Origin of the sequence: Dietzia sp. DQ11-71 (assembly GCF_014144995.1) — a bacterium.
Lineage (GTDB): Bacteria > Actinomycetota > Actinomycetes > Mycobacteriales > Mycobacteriaceae > Dietzia > Dietzia kunjamensis.
Genome location: NZ_JAALDT010000123.1, coordinates 1 through 20993 on the forward strand (window position 1 = coordinate 1; position 20993 = coordinate 20993).

Consider the following 20993-nt stretch of genomic DNA (forward strand, 5'->3'; position numbering starts at 1 on the left):
CGTCGCCGTCGGCCCGGGTCCGCAGCGGGAATCCCAGGCCCAGGGTGAGGCGGCCGGGCGCGTACGTGCGCCGGAATCCCGGCAGTTCGCGTGGGTCGCCGGCGGAGCGGGTGCACGGCGAGTCGGTCATGCCCCCACCCTCGCACGCCGTCTCCGTCGCCGGCCCCCTGCCCGGCGCTCACGCGGCTACTCGACTAAGATCTCCCTCATCCGTCGAGCGGAAGGCTGAGCGTTGACCACGACCCTGCTGGCCGCGGAAGCCTCCTCGACCGAGCTGATCTCGCTGTTCTGGGTCGTCCTGGCCGTCTTCGCCGCGCCACTGGTGTCCTCGCTGACGCGGTCGCTGGTCCCCGGCGTGGTGGTGCTCCTCGTGGGCGGGATGCTGGTCGGTCCGAACGGGTTCGGTCTGGCGGTCGAGAGCGGCGGGGTGGCGATGCTCGCCGAGCTGGGCCTGGGAATGCTCTTCCTGCTGGCCGGGTTCGAGCTGGAGGTGTCGTCGGTGACGGGCCGGGGTGGTCGGCGCGCCGCCGGGACGTGGGCGGCGAGCATGGTCCTGGCGGCGGGCGTGGGGTGGCTGGTGTCGGGGCGGTGGGAGACCGCGGTGGCGATCGGGTTGCTGCTCACGTCCACGGCGGTCGGCACCCTGTTGCCGATCCTCAAGGGCGCGGGCCACGACACCACCCCCGTCGGCCGGGCGGTCCTCACCCACGGAGCCGTCGGCGAGTTGGGGCCGGTCCTGGTGATGGCCGTGCTGCTCGGCACGCGCAGTGTCGGGTCCTCCCTGGTGGCCGTGGGGTTGTTCTTCGCCGCCGCGCTGGTCACCCTGGTGGTGCCGGCCCGGTTGCTCCGGGTGCGCGGCCTGGGTCGGGCACTGGTTCGCGGTACCTCCACGACGAGCCAGCTCGCGATGCGCACCGTCCTGCTGCTGCTGGCCGCGATGATGGTCGTGGCCACGGTCTTCGGGCTGGACGTGGTGCTGGGTGCGTTCGCGGCGGGCATCATCCTGCGTCGGCTGGTGGACGTGCTCGCCGACCAGCTCCGCGCGAGCGACGAGGACCCCGACCGGGGCCTGGCGGAGGTGCTCACGCACCAGCTGGAGACCGTCGGTTACAGCGTGTTCATCCCCGTCTTCTTCGTGGTCTCCGGGATGGCGATCAGTGTGGCCGCGGTCGCCGATGCGCCGTGGATCCTGGTGGCGGCGGTGGCGAGCATGCTCGTGATCCGTGGTGGCGGGGTGTGGCTGTCCGAGCGCGTCCTGCGCACGAGCCCGGGCCTGACCACGACACGCGAGCGCGCCAGGGTGGGCCTCTACGCGGCGACGGGCCTGCCGATCATCGTCGCCGTCACCCAGGTCGCCGTGGACAACGGCCTCATGGCCGCCAGGATCTCCTCGGTGCTGGTGGCCGCGGGCGCGGTCACCGTGCTGCTGTTCCCGCTGCTGGCGGAGCTGGTGCGCGCCGGGACGACGACGGAGACGGAGGAGACCAAAGAGACCGAGGAGACGACGACGAGGTGAGGTACCTGTGAAGCTGACGGTCATTGGGGTTTCCCAGGGGACAGGGGCGTACGTGGCCGAGCTCGCACGGCGGGCCGGTCACGAGGTGACGGTCGTCTCGCGCTGCGGCCGCCACCGGGGCCCGACGGCTCGTGGTGCAGTCCTCCCTGGGTGCCGGTGACTCCGGGAGTCAGCTGCCGCTGCCGCTACGGCTGCTGATGAAGGTCGTGCTGGCCGGCCTACCTGCTCGAGGTGGTCTCGGACGACTCCCTCGTCCGCAGGGCGGTCGGCGTCAGCAACTGAGGCCCGCGGGCCATGAGCACGCCGGCGACCAGGGCGCCCAGTCCGCCTGCCGCCATGTCGCCGACGGTGTCCCCGTAGGTCACGTAGATGTCGTCGGTGAGGTAGGCGTAACCGAACCACTCGACCATCTCCCACAGGGCACCCAGCGCCAGCCCCAGCACCGTGGTCAACACGATCCCCCCGGCGGTGGTGAACCCGCGGGCGCCGGGCGACCGCACGATCCCCCGGTGCGCCAGGAACAGATAGGCCACCACCGCCATCCAGCCTGCGAGGACGAAGTGGACGGGGACGTCCCACCACCACAGGACCCGGTACAGGTCGACGACGTTGCTCCACGCCGCGACCAGCAGGGCGGCCGAGACGGAGGTGTCGGCCCACGCGCGCATCCCGATGAACCGGGGCAACATGAGCGCGGGCAGCGCGAATGCCACGATGGCCGCATCGGTGAGCTCGTGGAACAGCAGCGCCAGCAGGACGCTGAGGACGCCGAGAAGGCGCAGGGCGTCCGCGAGTCTCTGCGCCCCGGTCTCGGCGGGCCGGAGGAAGTTGTCGATCACGTCGCACCGGCCCCTTCCTGGTCTCGTCCCGGGTCTCGCGCCTCATCGCGCCCCGGGTCCGGTCGGACCACGACCTGCACCGGCAGGTGGTCCGACGGCCAATTACCGCCGTACCGCAGCGGGTTGATCGCGACGTCGGTGACCCTAACCCGTGATGTGGCAAGTATCCAGTCGATCCGGGTGCCGTCCCTGCGCGGCTCGCGGTACGCGGCGTACGTGCCCCACGGGTCGGTCCGCCGGTTCTCCGCGGCGCCCCAGCTGTCCACCAGTGCCCCCTCTGCGAGCAGGGTTCGCACCGCGGCATCGGACGGGCCCGCGTTGAGGTCCCCCGCGACGACGGCCGGTACGTCGCGCGCGGCCACCAGATCGCGGACCGCCCGGGCCGAACGGACGCGGGATCGTCGTGACAGCGGGTCGAGGTGGGTGTTGACCACCAGCAACTCGTGGCCGGTGTCGCGATCCCGGAAGTGCGCCGACACGAGCACCCGGGGGAACAGGTTGCCCCAGGACATCGATCCGGGGCGGCCCGGGGTGTCCGACAGCGCCGACTGATCCCACCCCAGCAGGTCGAGCCTGGTCGTGTCGTAGAAGATCGGGCAGGCCTCGCCGCCGCCGTTCGCTCCCCTACCCCGACCGAGGTGGTCGAACCGCCGGCCGAGCCCGTCGCGGACGTCCCTGATCTGCTCGGCGACCACCTCCTGGGCGCACAGCACGGTCGGCTGCTCGGCGCTCAGCAGCGCCCGCACTCGCGGGGCCCGGGCGGTCCACCGGTCGGCCGCACGGGTCAATGCGGCGGGGACCGGTCGACGGATGTTCCAACTCATGACGTGGATCCCGGGCGCCCCGACCCGGCCGAGGACAGGCGTCGGCCCCGGACGCGCGGCGTCCGGGGCGGATGCGGGGCCGTGCGGTGGCATGTCGGACGTCCTCCACTCTCGCCGTCGATCGAACGTTGCCGGGATCCCTCTTCCCACTGTATTCGGCGCATGGGCCGGAGTGGACCGGTCGCCGGGAGGCACGAGATCGGGTCCGCGGTGACGCGGGTGGGAGGATGACCGCGTGTCCACGCCCCCGCCCCTGCCCGTCAAGGACGGAGTCGGGCCCACTCGGCTCCGCGTACCGGCCACCGGCCCCTGGGCGGGCCTCTCCGACTTCCTCGTGTCCAGGTTCGACCACGTCGACCCGGGCGAACTGCACCGGCGGATCGAGGCCGGGGAGATCGTCGGTGCCGACGGCCGGGCGATCGCCCTCGACACCCCACTGGGCACCCACGAGTTCGTCTGGTACCACCGCGACCTGCCGGACGAGACAGTTCTGCCGTACCGGGAGGAGATCCTGTACCGCGACGACCACCTCGTCGTCGTCGACAAACCGCACTTCCTCCCCACCACCCCGTCGGGGAGGTTCCTCCGCGAGACCGCACTCGTGAGGCTGCGCACCCGCCTCGGCAACGACGACCTGACACCGATCCACCGACTGGACCGTGAGACCGCCGGCCTCGTGATGTTCTCCGCCCGCGCCGACACCCGCGGCGCATACCAATCGATGTTCGAACGACGCGAGGTCACCAAGGTCTACGAGGCGGTCTCGGCACGACCGCAGGGGTGGGACCCGCGCTGTCCGACGCTCGGGGGTCGCCCGCTGCCGGTCATCCACCGGGACCACATCCGATCCCGGCGCGGCGACCTTCGCGTCACCGTCGATCCCTCGCTCCCGACGAACTCCGAGACCCTCATCGACGTGCTCGCGGCCGGGCCCGGTGTCACCGGCCGACAAGTGCTGCACACGATCCTGCGGCCGCGCACCGGCCGGCCGCATCAACTGCGGGTGCACCTCGCGGCGCTGGGTATCCCCATCCTGGGCGACCGGCGCTACCCCGACCTACTCCCCGAATCGCCCGACGACCCCCACCTGCCACTCCAGTTGCTCGCCGGCGCACTCGAGTTCACCGATCCCGTCACGGGCGCGCCGCGGCGCTTCGCCACCCGGCGAACCCTGCGCCACGCCCCCGTCAGCGGTCGCGCCGGAAACTCAGGTGGGTGACACCGCTGGGCGACGCAGTGGCCTCGATGTGGAACCGCTCCTCGAGACCCTCCAGTCCGTCCCACAGCCGCTCGCCCCTTCCCAGGAGGACCGGAACCACCGCGACGTGCATCTCGTCGATGAGGTCGGCCTCGAGGAACTGCCGGATCGTCGTGGTGCCGCCCCCGATCCTCACGTCGCCTCCCGCCGCCAGACCGCGGGCATAGCTCAGCGCCTCGGCGGGCGGGGCGTCGAGGAAGTGGAAGCTGTTGCCGCCGTCCAGTTCCAGGACCGGGCGCGGGTGATGGGTGAGCACGACCACCGGGGTGTGGAAGGGCGGATCGTCCCCCCACCATCCGCGCCACCGCTCGTCCCACGGCCCCCGCGACGGGGCGAACTTGTTGCGGCCCATGATCTCCACGCCCACGCCGGTGTTCCACCGGCTCGCGAACGCCTCGTCCACGCCCACCGTGGGCGACTGTGAGTCGTGGAAGCCCATCTCCTGGAAGGTCCGTGTGGGCAGGGCCCACTCGAGGAGGCGATGCCCCGCGTGGCCGAACGGGGCCTCGAGGCTCTGCCCCTCTCCGGTGCCGAAGCCGTCGAGGGAGACCGAGAAATTGTGGACCCGCACCCTCGATGCGGGTTCGTCCGCGACCGTCATCGCTCGATCGTATGTCGATTCCCGGGCGCGTCAAGGCGTGGTCGGCCCCTCACTCCACGAATCGTGCGAGTTGACCGGTGACGATGTTCCAACCCTCCACCAAACCGAGCTCGTCATGCGTGGCGCGCCCCTCCTCGTCCGCGTGGCGCGCGGTGATCCGGTATGTCGTGCCGTCCGGATGGTCCAGCAGAGCCACCTCTCCGGTCACGGCCACCGGTGCCGGAGTCGTCGGACGCAGGGTGCTGTCCACTGCATTGGTGAACACCAGACGTTCGCACTCGTCGACCACCAGAAATGCGGCGTCCATGTGAGGCGAGAAGTGCGACCCGTCCTCGCTCATCGACGTGATGAAGCCGCCGCCGGCGTGCGGGGCGAAGTGGTCCACCCGACAGAGGTACGGTTCGGGGATCCACCACTGCGCGAACGCGGCCGGGGTGGTCCAGGCGTCCCAGACCGCCCGGCGCGATGCCCGGATCACCCTCTCGATGGTCAGGTCGTCATACTGCGGGTTCATGGGTGGCTCCCGTCCGCCAGGTCCGGCGATGAGGGGCGGTCGACCAGCGGCCGGCCACGGTGAGGCCTCAGCTCACGGGGCTCCACTCGGCGAGCTGTTTCGCCGAGACCTCCGCGAGCCACATCTGCCACAGCGGGCCGAACGACACCCGTCGCACCCCGAGGCCCCGCAGCGCGGAAGCGTCACCGGCGCCGTTGCCCTTGACCGGATGAGCGGTGACGTTGAGCGGGATGGTCACCGCCTGCACGAGTCGCCCGACCTGGTCAGCGGTCGAGAGCCCGACCGGGTAGACCGAACGCGCCCCGGCGTCCTCCATCAGCCGGATGCGCGCCTCGGCCTCCTCCAGGGGGTCCGCGAAGACGTCGGTGCCGAGCTTGACCGCGTCCGTACGCCCGTTGATGACGAACGCGACCCCCGCGTCGTCGGCCGCGCGACGGGCCCCGGCGATGTAGTCCGCGTGCTCCTGGCGCTCCCGGACACGCTTGCCCTCACCGTGGACGACGTCCTCGATATTGGCACCGACCGCTCCCACCTCGATCAGGCGGTCGATCAACTCACGCGGTTCCAGCCCGTACCCGGACTCGATATCCACGCTCACCGGGACGTCGACCGAGTCGGTGATCCGCTTGACCACACCGAGGTACTCGGTGAGATCCATGTTCTCGCCGTCGGCACTGCCGAGGGAGTCGGCGACGGGATGGCTGCCCACGGTGAGGCCGCCGAAACCCGCGTCCACCGCGATCCGGGCGCTCCACACGTCCCAGACCGTCGGCAGGACGAGCAGGTCGCCGGATCCGTGCCGTTCAGCGAATTCGCTCGCGCGCGCGGTGACATCAGTCATGGGAGACCTCCTGGTGGCGTCCTGGTGGCGTCGATACCCCGACCCTACGGGATGCACCCCTCCACCAGACCACCGTAGAGTGATGTGAGTCACACAAAAAGGAGGTCATCGTGAATCACGTCTACAGCATCACCGAGATCGTCGGCTCATCCCCCGACGGCACGGACCAGGCCATCGCCAACGCGGTCGCGGAAGCGTCCAGGACGCTCCGGAACCTCGAGTGGTTCGAAGTGCAGTCCGTCCGCGGCAAACTCGACGCGGACAAGGTCACCCACTGGCAGGTCACCATCAAGGTGGGGTTCCGGCACGAGTCCTGAGCCCGGTCGGTCGCACCCGGAACCGTCCCGCCACACGGGTACACGACGTCCCGGTCGACCGTCCGGTTCCCCCGGATATCCCCCTCCACAGGCGAGAACGGCCATTCCACGGATCCCTGACCAGGTCTGTTCCCGGGCGGCGGGGTACCGAAGACTCGGGGCCATGCGATTCGAACAACTCCCAGAGAACTGGTCCGGTCTCCCGCTCGACGACGCGCCGCTCGCCGCCGGCGTCATCGACCTGCTCATCGGTCACCGCGACCGCCATCGCGACACGATCCTCATCCTGCCGTGCGACGAGTACGACGTCGGTCTGCCCTCGCCGATCCTCGTCGGTGACACGCACTGGCTGGCGGCCCCGGCCGCGCGGCGCGAGGCCATGTCCGTGTTGTCCCGGATCCCGGTGCCCGGGTTCGTCGTGGGCGTCTCGGCCAGACGTCGGCTGCCGGGCAAGGTGGTCCGGGGCTGGCTACGGACGGTCGAGGACGAACTGGACGCCTCGGGGCAGGCCCTGCTCGCGTTCGGTGTGGCCGATCTCGACGGGGTGGAGATCGTCGGCGGTCGCGCGGCTCGCAACGGGAGTCTCGGTGCTGCTGCCGGGTAACATCGCTCCTCGTGCCCGATAACTCACAGGCCCCGGGAATGGGCAGCATCGTCGACTACACGGCGCTTCCCGGACCCGGCGGGCGTCGGTCGAAGCTCCCTGCCGTCGACGCGCCCCGGTGGACACTCAAGGTCGCGCTGGCGCAGCGCCCGTGGAGCTTCATCGCCTCCGGTGCCATGGCCGTGGCGTTCCTGTGCAACGGACTGACCCCGGTCGTGGTCGGACGGGCCGTCGACGATGCGATCGCCGCGTCCTCCGCCGACCGGCTGTGGTTCTGGATCGCGATCCTGGGTTGCGTGTTCCTCATGGCGATCGCCGCCAACTGGACCGCTCGTTTCATGCTGGTGCGGAGCCAGCAGTTGGTCAGCCACGACCTGCGGACCGCGGTCACCGACCGCATCCAGGATCCGCGCGGGTTCGCCGGTCGCGATCGCACCGCCGGCGGCCTCCTGTCCGTCGCGTCCTCGGACACCACCCGGGTCGGCGACATCGTCATGATGACGGTCATGCCGGTCGCCGAGGCCGCCGCCATCACCTACGGCGCGGCGATGATGTTCAGGATCAATCCCTGGCTGAGCCTCGCCACGCTGATAGGTGGTCCGCTGCTGGTGGTGGTGGCACTGTGGGTGGCGCGCCCGCTGCAGGAGCGGTCGGTCGAGCGGCAACACGCGATCGCCCGGGCCGCCGCCACGGCCACTGACGTCGTCCAGGGCCTGCGGATCCTCAAGGGACTGGGTGCCATCGTCACCGTCCGCGGTCGCTACGACGAGGTCTCCGGCACCGCGTACCGCAAGACGGTCCACGCCGACGCCGCGGAGGCCCGGCTGAACGGCGCCACGGAGGCCGCGGGCGCACTGTTCGTCTCCACGCTCGGCATCTCCGCCGGTGCGTTGGCGCTCGCGGGTCGTATCACGATCGGCGACCTCATCACCGTTGTCGGTCTGACCCAGTTCCTCGTCGTGCCGATGACCATGTTCGGCCGCAATCTCGCCTCCCGCTGCGCGTCGGCCGAGGCGTCGGGCAGGCGGATCCGTGAGGTTCTCGGCGCCGACTTCGAACGCCTCTCGGACGTCGAGGCCACCACGACCCAGCACTTCATCGACGCCCTACCGTCCGGTCTGACCGCCGTCGACGGCACCGATCCCGATCTGGTCCACCTGCTCGAATCCCTGCCCCGCACCCGGGTGGTGGTCGCGCCGCACGCCGCTGACCTGTTCGACGGCAGCGTGGCCGACAATGTCCACCCCGACCGGGGCATCGCGGAGCGGGCGCTCGACGTGGCCTGCTGCGACGACATCCCCGAGGGCCCCGACAAGCGCGTCGGAGAGAGCGGGCGGATGCTCTCCGGAGGCCAGCGCCAACGCGTCGCCCTGGCCCGCGCCGTCGCCTGGGACCCGGAGGTCCTCGTGCTGCAGGACCCCTCCACCGCGGTCGACTCGGTCACCGAGCAGAACCTCGCCGACAACGTGGCCCGTCACCGGGCCGGCCGGAGGACCCTGGTGTTCAGCCAGGCCCCCGCGTGGAGCGCGGTGGCCGATTCCCGTCTGACCGTGGACCGGCTCCGCGCGGCGGCGGAGGGTCTGCTCGTGGGGGCCGGGAGATGACGACGACGATCCCGACACCCCCCGTCAAGACCGACAGCGCCCTGAGGTTCCCGGTCGCCTCCGCGGGCGAGGTCCGCCGCGAGGTGTCCCGGCAGTTGCGTGGGGTCCGCCATGCGAGGCGGTGGCTGGCTCTGGCCGTGGTTCTGCTCAGCCTCGGTGCCTACGCGGGGGTGCTCATCCCCCAGCTGATGGGGCGGATCGTGGACCTGGTCTCCGGACAGGCCACGGGTTCGCTGTGGCATATCGGTGCGCAGTTGCTCGCCGCGGCCGTCGGCGGCGCGGTGTCGAGTGCCGCCGGCTTCTATCTGGTGGCCAGGTTGTCCGAGCGGGTGATCGCCACTCTGCGCCAGGACATGGTCGGCACCGCACTGGGGCTGCCCACCCACCGCGTCGAGGACGCCGGGTCGGGGGACCTGGTCAGCCGGTCGACCGACGACGTCGCCGAGCTGTCCTCGGCGGTCACGGAAACCGTCCCGACACTGTCCACGTCCGTTCTGACGGTCGTGGCCACGGTGATCGCCCTGTTCGCACTGGACTGGCAGTTCGTCGTCATCCCGCTCGTCGTCGCGCCTCTGTACTACGTCGCCGCACGCCGCTACCTGGCCAAGGCCCCGCAGCGCTACGCCGCGGAGCGGGCCGCGATGGCCGAGCGGGCCCGGCGCGTGCTCGAGGCCATCCGCGGTCGCGCGACGGTGCGCGCGTTCTCCCTCGAGGACCGGATGCACACCCTGATCGGGAACGCGTCCTGGGACGTGGTCCGCAAGGGGATCCGGGCCCGGACCACCATGCTCGTGCTGAACGTGTGGATGCTCATCGGCGAGTTCCTCATGCTGGCGATAGCGCTGGCGGTCGGGTATCACCTCGTCGCCACCGAAGCCCTGACGGTCGGCGCGGTGACGGGCGCTGTCCTCATGATCATCCGACTGCGGGGGCCGCTGAACACCTTCATGCGCATCCTGGACGTCGTGCAGTCGGGATACGCCTCGCTCGCCCGCATCGTGGGCGTCGTCGTGGACCCGCCCGTGTCCGTACCCGACAGCGGAGTGGACGCGCCGCAGGGTCGCGTCGAACTCCGCGGCGTCGGCTTCAGTTACGGCGGGTCCTGGGCCGTGCGCGACATCGACTTCGCCATCTCGCCCGGTGAGACGGTCGCGGTCGTCGGCGCGTCCGGGGCGGGGAAGACCACCGTCGCGGCGCTCGTGGCCGGCCTGCTCGTCCCCGACGCCGGCGAGGTCCTGGTCGACGGCCATCCGGTCTCGTCGCTGTCCGACTCCGAGCGCATCGCCCGCCTGGCCACGGTCAGCCAGGAGGTCCACGTCTTCTCGGGCACCCTGCGTCAGGACCTGACGCTGGCCAAACCCGCCGCCACCGACGAGGAACTGCGACTCGTCCTCGAACGCGTCCACGCCACCGCATGGTTCCGCCGACTGCCGGACGGGCTCGACACCGTTGTCGGGGCACGCGGCATCCAACTCGACCCCGTCGCCGCCCAGCAGCTCGCGCTGGCCCGGGTGCTGCTGCTCGACCCGGCCGTCATCGTCATGGACGAGGCCACCGCGGAAGCCGGGTCCGCGGGTGCCGGGGCACTCGAACTCGCCGCTGACGAGGTCACCCGTGATCGTTCGGCCCTGGTCATCGCCCATCGCCTCGATCAGGCATCACGCGCCGACACGATCCTCGTGATGGACGGGGGCGCGATCGTCGAACGCGGCTCGCACGCCGCGCTGATCGAGAGGGACGGGATCTACGCCCGTCAGTGGTCGGCATGGTCCGCCGGCCGGCAGGGGCAGGCCCCTCGGGCGTCGGCGACATCCCAGGCCGGCCCCAGGTCCGCCCGACCGGGGTAGATGACTCCGGGAAACGGCGCACAGGTGCCCGACTCGGGTGATGATGGAGTCGGCGAATTGACCCCGTTCCACAAGAACACGCTCAGCCTCGAGACGAAAAGAGTCGACATCCATGACCTCAGACAGACAGACGATCATCTACACGCTCACCGATGAGGCCCCGCGCCTGGCGACGGAGGCGTTCCTCCCGGTCGTGCGCACCTTTGCCGACGCGGCCGGCATCGACGTCACGACGAGCGACATCTCGGTGGCCGCTCGCATCCTGGCAGCCTTCCCCGAGCGGCTCACCGATGAGCAGAAGGTCCCGGACAACCTCGGTGAACTGGGCCGGATGACCCAGGACCCGCACACCAACATCATCAAGCTCCCGAACATCAGCGCCTCGGTCAACCAGCTGACCACCGCGATCGCCGAGCTCCAGTCCAAGGGATACGACATCCCGGACTACCCGTACGACCCCAAGACCCCCGACGAGGTCGAGATCGTCGAGCGCTACGGCAGCTGCCTCGGCAGCGCCGTCAACCCGGTGCTCCGCCAGGGCAACTCGGACCGTCGCGCCCCGAAGGCGGTCAAGGAGTACGCCCGGGCCAACCCGCACTCCATGGGCAAGTGGTCGATGGCCTCACAGACCCACGTCGCCCACATGACACACGGCGACTTCTACGCGGGCGAGAAGTCGATCATCCTCGACCGCGCGTGCGACGCGCGCATGGAGGTCGTGACCCCGGACGGCGAGACCCACGTGCTCAAGACCGTGCCGCTCGAGGCCGGCGAGGTCGTCGACTCGATGTACATGAGCAAGAAGGCGCTCATGGACTTCTACGAGGAGCAGCTCAATGACGCCAAGGAGACCGGCGTCATGTTCTCGCTCCACGTCAAGGCCACCATGATGAAGGTGAGCCACCCGATCGTGTTCGGCCACGCCGTGCGGGTCTTCTACAAGGACGCCTTCGCCAAGCACGAGGAGCTGTTCCACGAGCTGGGCATCAACGTCAACAACGGCATGGCCGACCTGTACAACAAGATCGAGAACCTCCCCAGCTCCAAGAAGGAGGAGATCATCGAGGATCTCCACCGCTGCCACGAGCAGCGGCCGGAGCTGGCGATGGTCGACTCGGCGCGCGGTATCACCAACTTCCACTCCCCCTCGGATGTCATCGTCGACGCCTCGATGCCCGCGATGATCCGCATCGGCGGGAAGATGTACGGCGCCGACGGCCGCAAGAAGGACACCAAGGCCGTCATCCCGGAGTCCACGTTCGCGCGGATCTACCAGGAGATCATCAACTTCTGCAAGACCAACGGGGCCTTCGATCCGACCACGATGGGCACTGTGCCGAACGTCGGCCTCATGGCCCAGAAGGCCGAGGAGTACGGCAGTCACGACAAGACGTTCGAGGTCCAGTACGACGGTGTCGCCAACATCGTCGACGCCGCCACCGGCGAGGTCCTGCTGTCCCAGGACGTCGAGGCCGGCGACATCTGGCGCATGTGTACCGTCAAGGACGCGCCGATCCGCGACTGGGTGAAGCTCGCCGTGGACCGCGCCAGCGCCTCCGGGATGCCGGCGGTGTTCTGGCTGGACCCGTACCGGCCCCACGAGAACAACCTCATCACGTTGGTGAACAAGTACCTCGCCGAGCACGACACCGAGGGTCTGGACATCCAGATCATGTCGCAGGTGCGCGCCATGCGGTACACCCTCGAGCGCGCCTGGCGGGGCCTGGACACCATCTCGGTGACCGGCAACATCCTGCGCGACTACCTCACCGACCTGTTCCCGATCCTCGAGCTCGGGACCAGCGCCAAGATGCTGTCCATCGTCCCGCTGATGGCCGGCGGTGGACTGTACGAGACCGGTGCGGGCGGCTCCGCGCCGAAGCACGTCCAGCAGTTGGTCGAGGAGAATCACCTGCGCTGGGACTCGCTCGGTGAGTTCCTCGCACTCGGGGCGAGCCTGGACGATCTCGGACGCAAGTACGACAACCCCAAGGCCACGGTTCTGGCCAAGACGCTCGACACGGCGACCGGCAAGCTCCTGGAGAACCGGAAGTCGCCGTCCCGCACGACCGGTGAGCTGGACAACCGGGGAAGCCAGTTCTGGCTCGCACTGTACTGGGCGCAGGAACTGGCCGAGCAGTCCGAGGACGCGGAACTGGCAGCACACTTCGGCCCGCTCGCGGAGAAGCTGACCGCGGACCGGGACACCATCCTCGACGAGCTGCTCGCGGTGCAGGGCACGCCGGTCGAGCTGGGCGGCTACTTCCAGCCCGCCATCGACAAGTTGCGGGAGGCGATGCGGCCGAGCGAGACGCTCAACGCCGCGCTCGAGGACACCCGCGCCTGACCTGCTCCACCCGCAGAACCGCACCCATCGGCCCTCGGCCGGTGGGTGCGGTGGTGTATCGACGGCCTACACTCGAGTCGGAGCTGGTCCCGGTTCCCCGATGATGGGAGTCCGGATGTCCGGCACCGCTCAACCGTCCCACTCCCCCTCCGATCCGAAGGACTCCCCACACTTCCCGGAGACCGGGTCGCGCCCTCTCCTGACGCTCGGAGTCCTCGCGACCTCCACGATGGAGAACGAGCGGCGACTGCCCCTTCATCCGCATCACCTCGATCGCATCGATCCGGACATCCGGGCGCGGATGGTCGTCGAGCGCGGGTACGCTGCGGACTTCCAGCTCGAACCCGGGTACGTGGAGTCGCGTGTGGGCAGGGTCGCAGAGCGGTCGGAGGTCATCCAGGCCGCCGATATCCTCCTGCTCCCCAAGCCCCAGGCGGCGGACGTGACCGAGATCCCCGCCGGCCGCACCCTCTGGGGGTGGCCCCACTGCGTGCAGGACACCGAGCTGACGCAGACCGCGGTCGATCGACGACTCACCCTCATCGCCTTCGAGGCGATGAACCACTGGACACGGCAGGGTGCCTTCAGCCTGCACGTGCTCCACAAGAACAACGAGCTCGCCGGGTACTCCTCCGTGATCCACGCCCTGAGTCTCACGGGGACCACCGGGGACTACGGCCCCCGGCGCAGCGCGGTCGTGATCGGTTTCGGCGCGACAGCCCGAGGAGCCGTCACCGCACTGAGCGCCCACGGGATCCACGACATCCAGGTCCTCACACAGCGCGGGGCGACGGCAGTCGGTTCACCGATCCACAGCGCTCATATCACCCAGCTCCACACCGACGGCGGTCCGGCCCACCTCGGCACGGTGCCCACCGAGGATGGTGACGTCCCGCTCCCGGTATTCCTCGCCGCACACGACATCGTCGTCAACTGCACCCTCCAGGACGTGGACGCGCCGATGACCTACCTGCGCACCCGCGACCTGGAGGGGTTCGCCCCGGGCAGTCTGATCATCGACGTCTCGTGCGACGGGGGCATGGGGTTCGAGTGGGCCGAACCCACCGGGTTCGACGCTCCGATGTTCACCGTCGGACGCGGGGTGAACTACTACGCCGTCGACCACAGCCCCTCCTACCTGTGGAACTCGGCGACGTGGGAGATCAGCGAGGCACTACTTCCGTTCCTGCGCACCGTCATGGAGGGCCCCGCGGCGTGGGACGAGGACCTCACCATCTCCCGCGCCATCGAGATCCGTGACGGGGTGATCGTCAACCCGAGCATCCTGAGCTTCCAGGGACGTGACACCACGTATCCCCATACCCTGGCCGGATCCCCCACGGCTCGGTAGGGACGAGAGAAACCGGTCGGCCTCCCGCTCGCCGCGCAGCCGGTGGAAGCGCCGGTGCCGGTTCGTCTCGTCCCGCATGGCCGACTCATAGCGCTCACGGGTCCGGGGTGACGGCGACCGGCAGGGGCCCGGCGACGGTCACGGGACGTCGGGGCACTCGATGACGTCGATCGAGTTGCCCGGGAACAGCGCAAGAAACGGGTGCCCGCGCACGAGGTCGACCGCCGCCTCGTGCGAGGGCGCCGAGAGCAGCATGTAGGCGACCCCGGCGTCCTCGAAGACCTCGACACCCTGGCTGGTGACGCGCCGCTTGCGGTACAACGGACGTCCGGGATCCACGAGCGCCGGGCCCGCCTCCTCCGCCCAACGGGACCACCCCACCATGAACTCTTCCTGCTCCGCCTCGGAGAGTTCAGGCTCGGTCGCCGGGTCGGCCGCGCCGTTGAGTATTCCCAGGAAGATGCCCATCCGGGAAGCGTAACCGCGGGGGACGCCCTACGGAACGGTCCCGACGAGTCACTCTCCTCTGATCAGGCGCACGGCCCCGCGTCGTGCACGCGATCAGTCTCCTGCGAAGACGACGCGGTTGCCATCGGGGTCCTCCACCACGAGAATCCTCCGACCGCCGCCGGGTTGCGGACCGTGATTGTCGACCCCGGCCGCAACGAGGCGACCGACCACCGAGTCCAGGTCATCGACCTCGATCAACACCGAAGAGTGCCCTGCCCGATCCGGTTCGGCCCAGACCTGGAGACCGAAACCGTCTCCGAGATGCCATTCGAGCAACCCCGGCATCGGCCGGCTGTCCGGCCCCCGGTCGAAAAGGCGGGAGTACCACGCCTCCCCCACCGATTCGTCGGAAACCGTGCAGTTCCCATCACCCCTCTGAACATCGTCGCTCCTCGGTCCGATCTGCTGTGATCCCGGGGTGTCGCGCACGGCGTCGGGACGCTTACCCGATCGTCCCGGGAGCGCCAGATGGTCCGGGAGAACGCCGGGCTCGTCGTCGTGATGGCCCCGGATCCTATCTCCTCGAGTAGCGCGCGAACAGGCACAGGAGGAACGTCCCTCCGGGGTGCTCGGCCCACCACCGCGCTGAACGTGTAGCTCGTCAGCCGTCGCTCGACCCGTGACGCTCCTCGACCGCCTCCCAGACCCGACGCCAGTGGTCGGCCAGCGAGTCGATGGTCTCGTGAGCGTTCAACCCGCTCGGCTGGGGCACCACCCATAGTGCGACATCGTCGGGCCACCCCGGGACCGGGGTGGTGTCCTGTTCCCCGTACGTCGCTTTCGGCATCGCGAAGGCGGTACGAAAGGCGGTGATTCCTGCGACCGATACCACTGCGGGACCCAGCTCCCCGGCCAACACGGCCAGGCGTTCGGCGCCTGAGCGCAGCTCGTCGCGAGCGAGCTCATCGGCCCGCGCGGTGGCCCTTCCGACGAGGTTCGTCATGCCGATCCCGCGGGAGAGCAGTTGCGCCTCATCCTCCGCCGACAATCCTGTCGAGGCGTCCACGAGGTGGTCGGTCAGCCCGGCCCGGTGCAGTGAGGGCCAGAATCGGTTTCCCGGCCGCGCGAACGGCGCGTTGACGGCCGCGGTCCACAATCCCGGATTGACTCCCACGATGAGCAGGCGCAGCCGGCCGGGATCGGCGGGGAGGACGGCGTCGACACCGTTCGGATCATCGGTCGCGAATCCGGCGAGCTCCTCGCGTCTCGGGCGGCGGCCGCCGAGTGGGGACGGCCGTCGCGGAATCCCGGTCACGATGTGCCGACGTCGAGCGCGCCCCGACACTCTTCGCCCCTCTTCGCCTTCTCAACCATGGGAGGAGGCTAGCGCGACGAGATCCCCGCGATCTCGACCGGTGGGGTCGGACAGACTCACCACCGTCTCCACGTGAGGACAGCGTGCGTCCGTAGTACCTGAAAGGCTGGACCCATGAGCGCAAAGGAAGGCCCGGCGGCCCCTGTCGTCTTGGCCGGCAGAGACCAATGGCGCGAGTGGCTCTGCACGAACGAGGACTGTTCCGACGGCATCTGGCTGATGCTCGCGAAGAAGGGAGTGTCGTCTCCGACCACCCTCAGCTATCGGGAGGCTCTCGACGAGGCTTTGTGCAGCGGATGGATCGACGGCCAGCGCAACGGCTACGACGAGCGGACCTACCTGCAGAGGTTCACCCCACGCCGGGCGCGTTCGCTCTGGTCACGGCGAAACGTCGAGATCGCGGAGCGCCTCGCCGCCGATGGTCGACTTCGACCGCGGGGCATCGCCGAGATCGAGAGGGCGAGATCCGACGGACGCTGGGACCGCGCCTACCCCGGGCAAGCGACCGCCCAGCCTCCGGATGCTCTCCGCACGGCCCTCGAGGCGGCACCAACCGCGAAGGCGGCCTTCTCCCGGCTCACCCGGACCGAGCGCTTCAGCGCGCTTCTCCCGCTCCTCACGGCTACGAACGAGGATGCCCTCGAGCGACGCGTCGCGCAGCTGATATCGCGGCTCACGCCGTCGTAATCCACCCCATCTCCATCGGTCCCCCGCGCGACCAGATTCGACGACGAGGGGCCAGCCGTGCCGTCACCCGATCAAGTACGCGAATCCTCGACCGGATGTATCGAGCCCGCGGAGAAAACGTCTCGCCCGGCCTAAGAAGTGATCGACGTAGTCTGCTTCCGCTTCGTGGTCTTCCCCGAACGGTCCGCTGTGCCGACTGAACCAGGGAACGAAGTCCGCGCGGGTGATCGCGTCCAGATCGTCCGCGATCCAAGCAACGTCTTCGGGCGGTATCGCCCGTACCCACGGCAACCAGCCCTCCCAGTTCTCGAGCGGCGTCACGGCGCCTTCGAACATCCGGTAGGCGGGGCGCGCTCGCTCATCCGGATCGGATGGCTGCGTCATCATCTGCAGGTTTCTCCACGACTTGTCGAGGTAGAGCATGTCCTCCACGGGTGGCCCCTGTTGGAAGTCGGTCGTCCCCACCGCGAAGCCGTGCGGCAGTCCGAATGCGTCCGCGAGCGGGTCCGCGCTGATGTAGGCGCGTGGATCGGCGAGCACCTCCTGTGTGATCTCGCTGTCGAATGCGTATGCGTAGTACCTGATTCCCATGCACCCAGCATCGACCTCCACGCGGGATCCGATAACCCCCCACGACCGATCTGTGGATAGGAAGTGCCGATCGCACTCGCCTGTGGAGAAACTCCTAGCGCCCACGGACAGCCCCGCCAGCACGAACGAGTCCAGAAAGCCCTAGCGGAGATCGGTTCACGCCGTCCGGATGCACGAGCTGAACGCGCCAGCCGCTCTCTGCGATTTGTCAGTAGAGCCGACAAGCCCCGCCTAGCAGGCAGTTGTTAGACGTTGAAGCGGAACTCCACCACGTCGCCGTCGGCCATCACGTAGTCCTTGCCCTCCATGCGCACCTTGCCGGCGGCCTTGGCTGCGGCCATCGACCCGGCGGCGTCGAGGTCGGCAAAGGAGACGATCTCGGCCTTGATGAAGCCCTTCTCGAAGTCCGTGTGGATCACGCCGGCGGCCTTGGGGGCGGTGTCGCCCTTGCGGATTGTCCAGGCGCGCGACTCCTTGGGGCCGGCGGTGAGGTAGGTCTGCAGGCCCAGGGTGTGGAACCCGGCGCGGGCGAGCGAGTTCAGGCCCGGCTCGTGCTGGCCGATCGACTCCAGCAGCTCCATGGCGTCGTCCTCGTCCAGTTCGAGCAGCTCGGCCTCGACCTTCGCATCGAGGAAGACCGCGTCGGCGGGGGCGACCGCGGCGCGGAGTTCGGCCTGACGCTCCTCGCTGGTCAGCACTGACTCGTCGGCGTTGAACACGTAGAGGAAGGGCTTGGCGGTCATCAGGTGCAGGTCACGCAGCAGGGTGCGGTCCACCTCGTCCTGCGCCCTGAACAGGGTCCGCCCGTCCTCGAGCACGGCCTGCGCCTTGCGGACCTCGTCCAACAACGCCACGAGGGACTTGTCCTTGCGCGAGTCCTTCTCGAGCCGCGGGATGGCCTTCTCGATGGTCTCCAGGTCGGCCAGGATCAGCTCGGTGGCGATCACCTCGATGTCGGCCATCGGGTCGACCTTGCCGTCGACGTGGATGACGTCCGGGTCGTCGAAGACGCGGACGACCTGGCAGATCGCGTCGGCCTCACGGATGTTGGCGAGGAACTTGTTGCCCATCCCTTCACCGGTGCTGGCGCCCTTGACGATCCCCGCGATGTCGACGAACGACACGACGGCGGGCAGGATCCGCTCGGAGCCGAAGATCTCCGCGAGTCGGTTCAGGCGTGGGTCCGGCAGATCGACCACGCCGACGTTGGGCTCGATGGTGGCGAACGGGTAGTTCGCCGCGAGGACGTCGTTGTTCGTCAGGGCGTTGAACAGGGTCGACTTACCGACGTTGGGCAGTCCGACGATTCCGAGGGTGAGGCTCACGAGGGCACAGTCTACGGACAGCACCCCGGCTCCTCCCCCGCGGCCGTCGGGCGCCTCGTCAGGGAGCACACCACCGTGACCTCTGACATCATGTGACCCATGACCGACGAGCCGAAACCGCATCCCCCCGTCGAGGACCAGGAGCAGCACGTCGACCGTTCCGTCCTCATCGGACTGGGCGGGCGCTGGGTCACCGACTGGGCCCTGCGACTGGCCATCCTTCTCGTCGCGGGCTGGTTGGTATCGAGGATCGGTGGCGCCCTGTGGGTCGGCATCCTCCCGATCCTGTTGGCGCTCATCGTCTCCACGGTGCTGTGGCCGCCGACGGGGTGGATGGTGCGGCACAGGGTCCCCAAGACGCTGGCCTCGCTGTTGTCCATCATCGCGTCACTCGGCCTCGTCTCGGGCGTGGTCGCCCTCATCGCCCCGTCGATCGTCGAGCAGAGCGTGCAGCTCGCCGACCAGACCTCGGAGGCGATCACCCAGGTCCAGGACTGGTTGCGCGGACCGCCGCTGAACATCCGGGACGAGCAGCTCGACGGGGTCCTCGAGCAGCTCAGTTCCACCTTGCAGGACCGCGGTGACCAGATCGCCTCGGGTGTGTTCAGCGGTGTCAGCGCGGTGGGGTCCTTCGTGATCACCCTCGTGCTGGTTCTGGTCCTGACGTTCTTCTTCATCAAGGACGGGCCGAGGTTCCTCCCGTTCGTCCGCCGCATCTCCGGGCGCACCGCCGGCCGTCACCTGACCGAGGTCCTGACCCGCGCCTGGAACACCCTCGGCGGTTACATCCGCGCCCAGGCCATCGTGTCGTTCGTCGACGCGGTGCTCATCGGTCTGGCTCTGGTGATCCTGGGCGTACCGCTGGCGTGGGCGTTGGCCGTCATCACGTTCATCGCCGGGTTCATCCCCATCGTCGGCGCGTTCACCGCGGGTGCGCTCGCGGTCCTCATCGCCCTGGTCGCCAACGGCTTCACGACCGCGATCATCGTCCTGGTCGTGATCATTCTCGTGCAGCAGCTCGAGGGCAATGTTCTCCAGCCGATCGTCCAGTCGCGGGCGATGAACCTGCACCCGGGGGTCATCCTGCTCGGCGTGGCCGCGGGGAGCACGCTGTTCGGCATCATCGGCGCGTTCCTGGCCGTCCCGCTCCTCGCGGTACTGGCGGTCGCGCTGCGCTACATCAACGAGCAGATCGACCTGCGTACCGGTGATGTGACCGCGTCGGATCTGGCATCGGCGACAGACGAGGGACGTCTGACCGCGTGGCTCGCCGAGCTGTCGAGCTCGCGCTTCGCACCTCTGCGCAAGAGCAGCACCGCGATCATGGCCGGGATGATCGACGAGCGCCCCGACATCGCCGGGCCCCGGCGCCCGGTCCCCACCAGTGCGGGCGCAGGGGTCACCGTGGAGGCCGACGACGACGAGGTGGGCAGCGGCTCCACCACCGCCGCCCCGGGGTTGTCGGATGAACCCCCGCCGGCGGCGGGCCCCGTCGATCCGAAGGCGGTCGACGGCTACCGCCCGTCCCCGCAGGAGCAGGAGGCGGAGAAGCCCAACCCGCTGCGGCGGTTCGGCCGTTTCCTCGCCCGTCGGCTGGGCGGTTAGAGTCTTCTCCCGTGACCAGACGTAGGAGTGGACGGGTACCGGCAGACGAGCGGTCCGTGCTGTCCTCGACTCGGGGACTGCCGGCCTGGACCGCGGTCCTCCTGACGGTGGCGATCTCGCTGACCGGCGTCGCCATCGACTCGGTTTCCGGGGACCTCGGCGCGGGCTTCACGGTCGCGTTCTTCCTCGGCTGCGTGGTGTCCGTGCTCGCGGTCGCGCGGCGCTCGGTGTTCGTCGCGGGGGTGCAGCCACCGATCATCATGGCCCTGCTGGTCCCGCTGGTCTACGTCGTCTCCGGGGTCGGATCGGGCGCGGACGTCTTCTCGCGGTCCCAGCTCGTGTCGATCATCCTGCCGCTGGCGACCCGCTTCCCGCTGATGATCACCACCACCGTCGTGGTGGTGGCGATCGCCCTGATCCGTGCCCTGGTGCTGGAGCTGCGGCCGCGGGTCGCCCGCCCCGCGGCGCCGCCCGTCCAGCGCAGCGCCCCGGCACAC

General features: G+C 69.4%; 21 protein-coding genes. 11 read left to right on the forward strand and 10 right to left on the reverse strand.

Annotated elements, in window-relative coordinates; all coding sequences use genetic code 11:
* Positions 1-232: 232 nt before the first annotated feature.
* A complete protein-coding gene (locus G6023_RS05095) occupies positions 233-1516 on the forward strand; it encodes a cation:proton antiporter (RefSeq protein WP_182634263.1) in 1284 nt (427 codons plus the stop codon).
* Positions 1517-1734: 218 nt separating this feature from the next.
* Here G6023_RS05095 and G6023_RS05100 read toward each other — a convergent pair whose 3' ends face one another.
* Complete coding sequence (locus tag G6023_RS05100) at positions 1735-2355, reverse strand: DUF2238 domain-containing protein (protein WP_182634264.1); 621 nt, start codon at positions 2353-2355, stop codon at positions 1735-1737.
* Complete coding sequence (locus G6023_RS05105) at positions 2352-3179, reverse strand: endonuclease/exonuclease/phosphatase family protein (protein ID WP_241727692.1); 828 nt, start codon at positions 3177-3179, stop codon at positions 2352-2354. The genes G6023_RS05100 and G6023_RS05105 overlap by 4 nt, the downstream gene beginning before the upstream one ends.
* 235 nt (positions 3180-3414) lie before the next feature.
* Here G6023_RS05105 and G6023_RS05110 point away from each other — a divergent pair, with 235 nt between their 5' ends.
* Entirely contained in the window at positions 3415-4398 is a 984-nt protein-coding gene (locus G6023_RS05110) for a pseudouridine synthase (RefSeq protein WP_182634266.1), read from the forward strand.
* On the opposite strand, the gene G6023_RS05115 is transcribed toward G6023_RS05110, so the two are convergent.
* From G6023_RS05115 to G6023_RS05125, 3 genes are all read right to left on the reverse strand, one after another.
* Positions 4367-5038 carry a dihydrofolate reductase family protein gene (locus G6023_RS05115; protein WP_182634268.1) on the reverse strand — a complete coding sequence of 224 codons (672 nt, stop codon included), beginning with the start codon at positions 5036-5038 and terminating at the stop codon, positions 4367-4369. The genes G6023_RS05110 and G6023_RS05115 overlap by 32 nt on opposite strands.
* Before the next feature lie 49 nt (positions 5039-5087).
* A complete protein-coding gene (locus tag G6023_RS05120; protein ID WP_182634270.1) occupies positions 5088-5552 on the reverse strand; it encodes an SRPBCC domain-containing protein in 465 nt (154 codons plus the stop codon).
* A gap of 67 nt (positions 5553-5619) precedes the next feature.
* Positions 5620-6393, reverse strand: coding sequence for an isocitrate lyase/PEP mutase family protein (locus tag G6023_RS05125; protein ID WP_182634272.1), 774 nt, complete (start codon positions 6391-6393; stop codon positions 5620-5622).
* Positions 6394-6503: 110 nt separating this feature from the next.
* Between G6023_RS05125 and G6023_RS05130 the strand changes: the two genes are divergently transcribed.
* The 6 genes from G6023_RS05130 to G6023_RS05155 all read left to right on the forward strand — a co-directional run bounded on the left by G6023_RS05130 (position 6504) and on the right by G6023_RS05155 (position 14463).
* Positions 6504-6710, forward strand: coding sequence for a dodecin (locus tag G6023_RS05130; RefSeq protein ID WP_069390304.1), 207 nt, complete (start codon positions 6504-6506; stop codon positions 6708-6710).
* Positions 6711-6873: 163 nt separating this feature from the next.
* The gene (locus tag G6023_RS05135; protein ID WP_182634274.1) at positions 6874-7314 is read left to right on the forward strand and encodes a hypothetical protein; all 441 of its coding nucleotides are present in this window, start codon (positions 6874-6876) and stop codon (positions 7312-7314) included.
* Between the two features lie 38 nt (positions 7315-7352).
* Entirely contained in the window at positions 7353-8918 is a 1566-nt protein-coding gene (locus G6023_RS05140; RefSeq protein WP_182634285.1) for an ABC transporter transmembrane domain-containing protein, read from the forward strand.
* Complete coding sequence (locus G6023_RS05145; RefSeq protein ID WP_241727693.1) at positions 8915-10765, forward strand: ABC transporter ATP-binding protein; 1851 nt, start codon at positions 8915-8917, stop codon at positions 10763-10765. Before G6023_RS05140 ends, G6023_RS05145 begins: the two co-directional genes overlap by 4 nt.
* A 112-nt stretch (positions 10766-10877) precedes the next feature.
* Positions 10878-13112, forward strand: a complete 2235-nt coding sequence (locus tag G6023_RS05150; protein WP_182634275.1) for an NADP-dependent isocitrate dehydrogenase — start codon at positions 10878-10880, stop codon at positions 13110-13112.
* Between the two features lie 229 nt (positions 13113-13341).
* The gene (locus G6023_RS05155; RefSeq protein ID WP_241727695.1) at positions 13342-14463 is read left to right on the forward strand and encodes a N(5)-(carboxyethyl)ornithine synthase; all 1122 of its coding nucleotides are present in this window, start codon (positions 13342-13344) and stop codon (positions 14461-14463) included.
* A gap of 138 nt (positions 14464-14601) precedes the next feature.
* On the opposite strand, the gene G6023_RS05160 is transcribed toward G6023_RS05155, so the two are convergent.
* From G6023_RS05160 to G6023_RS05170, 3 genes are all read right to left on the reverse strand, one after another.
* Positions 14602-14931 carry a hypothetical protein gene (locus G6023_RS05160; protein WP_182634277.1) on the reverse strand — a complete coding sequence of 110 codons (330 nt, stop codon included), beginning with the start codon at positions 14929-14931 and terminating at the stop codon, positions 14602-14604.
* 93 nt (positions 14932-15024) lie between these two features.
* Positions 15025-15402, reverse strand: a complete 378-nt coding sequence (locus G6023_RS16265; protein ID WP_347570719.1) for a VOC family protein — start codon at positions 15400-15402, stop codon at positions 15025-15027.
* A gap of 172 nt (positions 15403-15574) precedes the next feature.
* Complete coding sequence (locus G6023_RS05170) at positions 15575-16219, reverse strand: mismatch-specific DNA-glycosylase (protein ID WP_472986421.1); 645 nt, start codon at positions 16217-16219, stop codon at positions 15575-15577.
* 183 nt (positions 16220-16402) lie between these two features.
* On the opposite strand from G6023_RS05170, the gene G6023_RS05175 reads away from it, so the two are divergent.
* Positions 16403-16975 (forward strand): YdeI/OmpD-associated family protein, encoded by a 573-nt coding sequence (locus G6023_RS05175; protein WP_182634279.1) that lies wholly within the window; start codon positions 16403-16405, stop codon positions 16973-16975.
* 63 nt (positions 16976-17038) lie between these two features.
* Here the strand turns inward: G6023_RS05175 and G6023_RS05180 are convergent, their stop codons facing one another.
* A complete protein-coding gene (locus G6023_RS05180) occupies positions 17039-17566 on the reverse strand; it encodes a DUF1877 domain-containing protein (RefSeq protein ID WP_182634280.1) in 528 nt (175 codons plus the stop codon).
* Between the two features lie 245 nt (positions 17567-17811).
* Positions 17812-18891: a redox-regulated ATPase YchF gene (gene ychF / locus G6023_RS05185; RefSeq protein WP_182634281.1), complete on the reverse strand. Its 1080-nt coding sequence runs from the start codon at positions 18889-18891 to the stop codon at positions 17812-17814.
* Between the two features lie 99 nt (positions 18892-18990).
* On the opposite strand from ychF, the gene G6023_RS05190 reads away from it, so the two are divergent.
* Complete coding sequence (locus G6023_RS05190) at positions 18991-20496, forward strand: AI-2E family transporter (RefSeq protein WP_132063404.1); 1506 nt, start codon at positions 18991-18993, stop codon at positions 20494-20496.
* Positions 20497-20507: 11 nt separating this feature from the next.
* A partial coding sequence (locus G6023_RS05195; protein WP_182634283.1) for a DUF6542 domain-containing protein occupies positions 20508-20993 on the forward strand: 486 nt, incomplete at its 3' end.

What these genes read in the sequence shown, in the direction of transcription:
- G6023_RS05105 (WP_241727692.1), bottom strand. Translation starts at nt 3,179, where the DNA reads ATGAGTTGGAACATCCGTCGACCGGTCCCCGCCGCATTGACCCGTGCG.
- G6023_RS05115 (WP_182634268.1), bottom strand. Translation starts at nt 5,038, where the DNA reads ATGACGGTCGCGGACGAACCCGCATCGAGGGTGCGGGTCCACAATTTC.
- G6023_RS05120 (WP_182634270.1), bottom strand. Translation starts at nt 5,552, where the DNA reads ATGAACCCGCAGTATGACGACCTGACCATCGAGAGGGTGATCCGGGCA.
- G6023_RS05125 (WP_182634272.1), bottom strand. Translation starts at nt 6,393, where the DNA reads ATGACTGATGTCACCGCGCGCGCGAGCGAATTCGCTGAACGGCACGGA.
- G6023_RS05135 (WP_182634274.1), top strand. Translation starts at nt 6,874, where the DNA reads ATGCGATTCGAACAACTCCCAGAGAACTGGTCCGGTCTCCCGCTCGAC.
- G6023_RS05140 (WP_182634285.1), top strand. Translation starts at nt 7,353, where the DNA reads ATGGGCAGCATCGTCGACTACACGGCGCTTCCCGGACCCGGCGGGCGT.
- G6023_RS05145 (WP_241727693.1), top strand. Translation starts at nt 8,915, where the DNA reads ATGACGACGACGATCCCGACACCCCCCGTCAAGACCGACAGCGCCCTG.
- G6023_RS05150 (WP_182634275.1), top strand. Translation starts at nt 10,878, where the DNA reads ATGACCTCAGACAGACAGACGATCATCTACACGCTCACCGATGAGGCC.
- G6023_RS05155 (WP_241727695.1), top strand. Translation starts at nt 13,342, where the DNA reads ATGGAGAACGAGCGGCGACTGCCCCTTCATCCGCATCACCTCGATCGC.
- G6023_RS05160 (WP_182634277.1), bottom strand. Translation starts at nt 14,931, where the DNA reads ATGGGCATCTTCCTGGGAATACTCAACGGCGCGGCCGACCCGGCGACC.
- G6023_RS05175 (WP_182634279.1), top strand. Translation starts at nt 16,403, where the DNA reads ATGAGCGCAAAGGAAGGCCCGGCGGCCCCTGTCGTCTTGGCCGGCAGA.
- G6023_RS05180 (WP_182634280.1), bottom strand. Translation starts at nt 17,566, where the DNA reads ATGGGAATCAGGTACTACGCATACGCATTCGACAGCGAGATCACACAG.
- G6023_RS05190 (WP_132063404.1), top strand. Translation starts at nt 18,991, where the DNA reads ATGACCGACGAGCCGAAACCGCATCCCCCCGTCGAGGACCAGGAGCAG.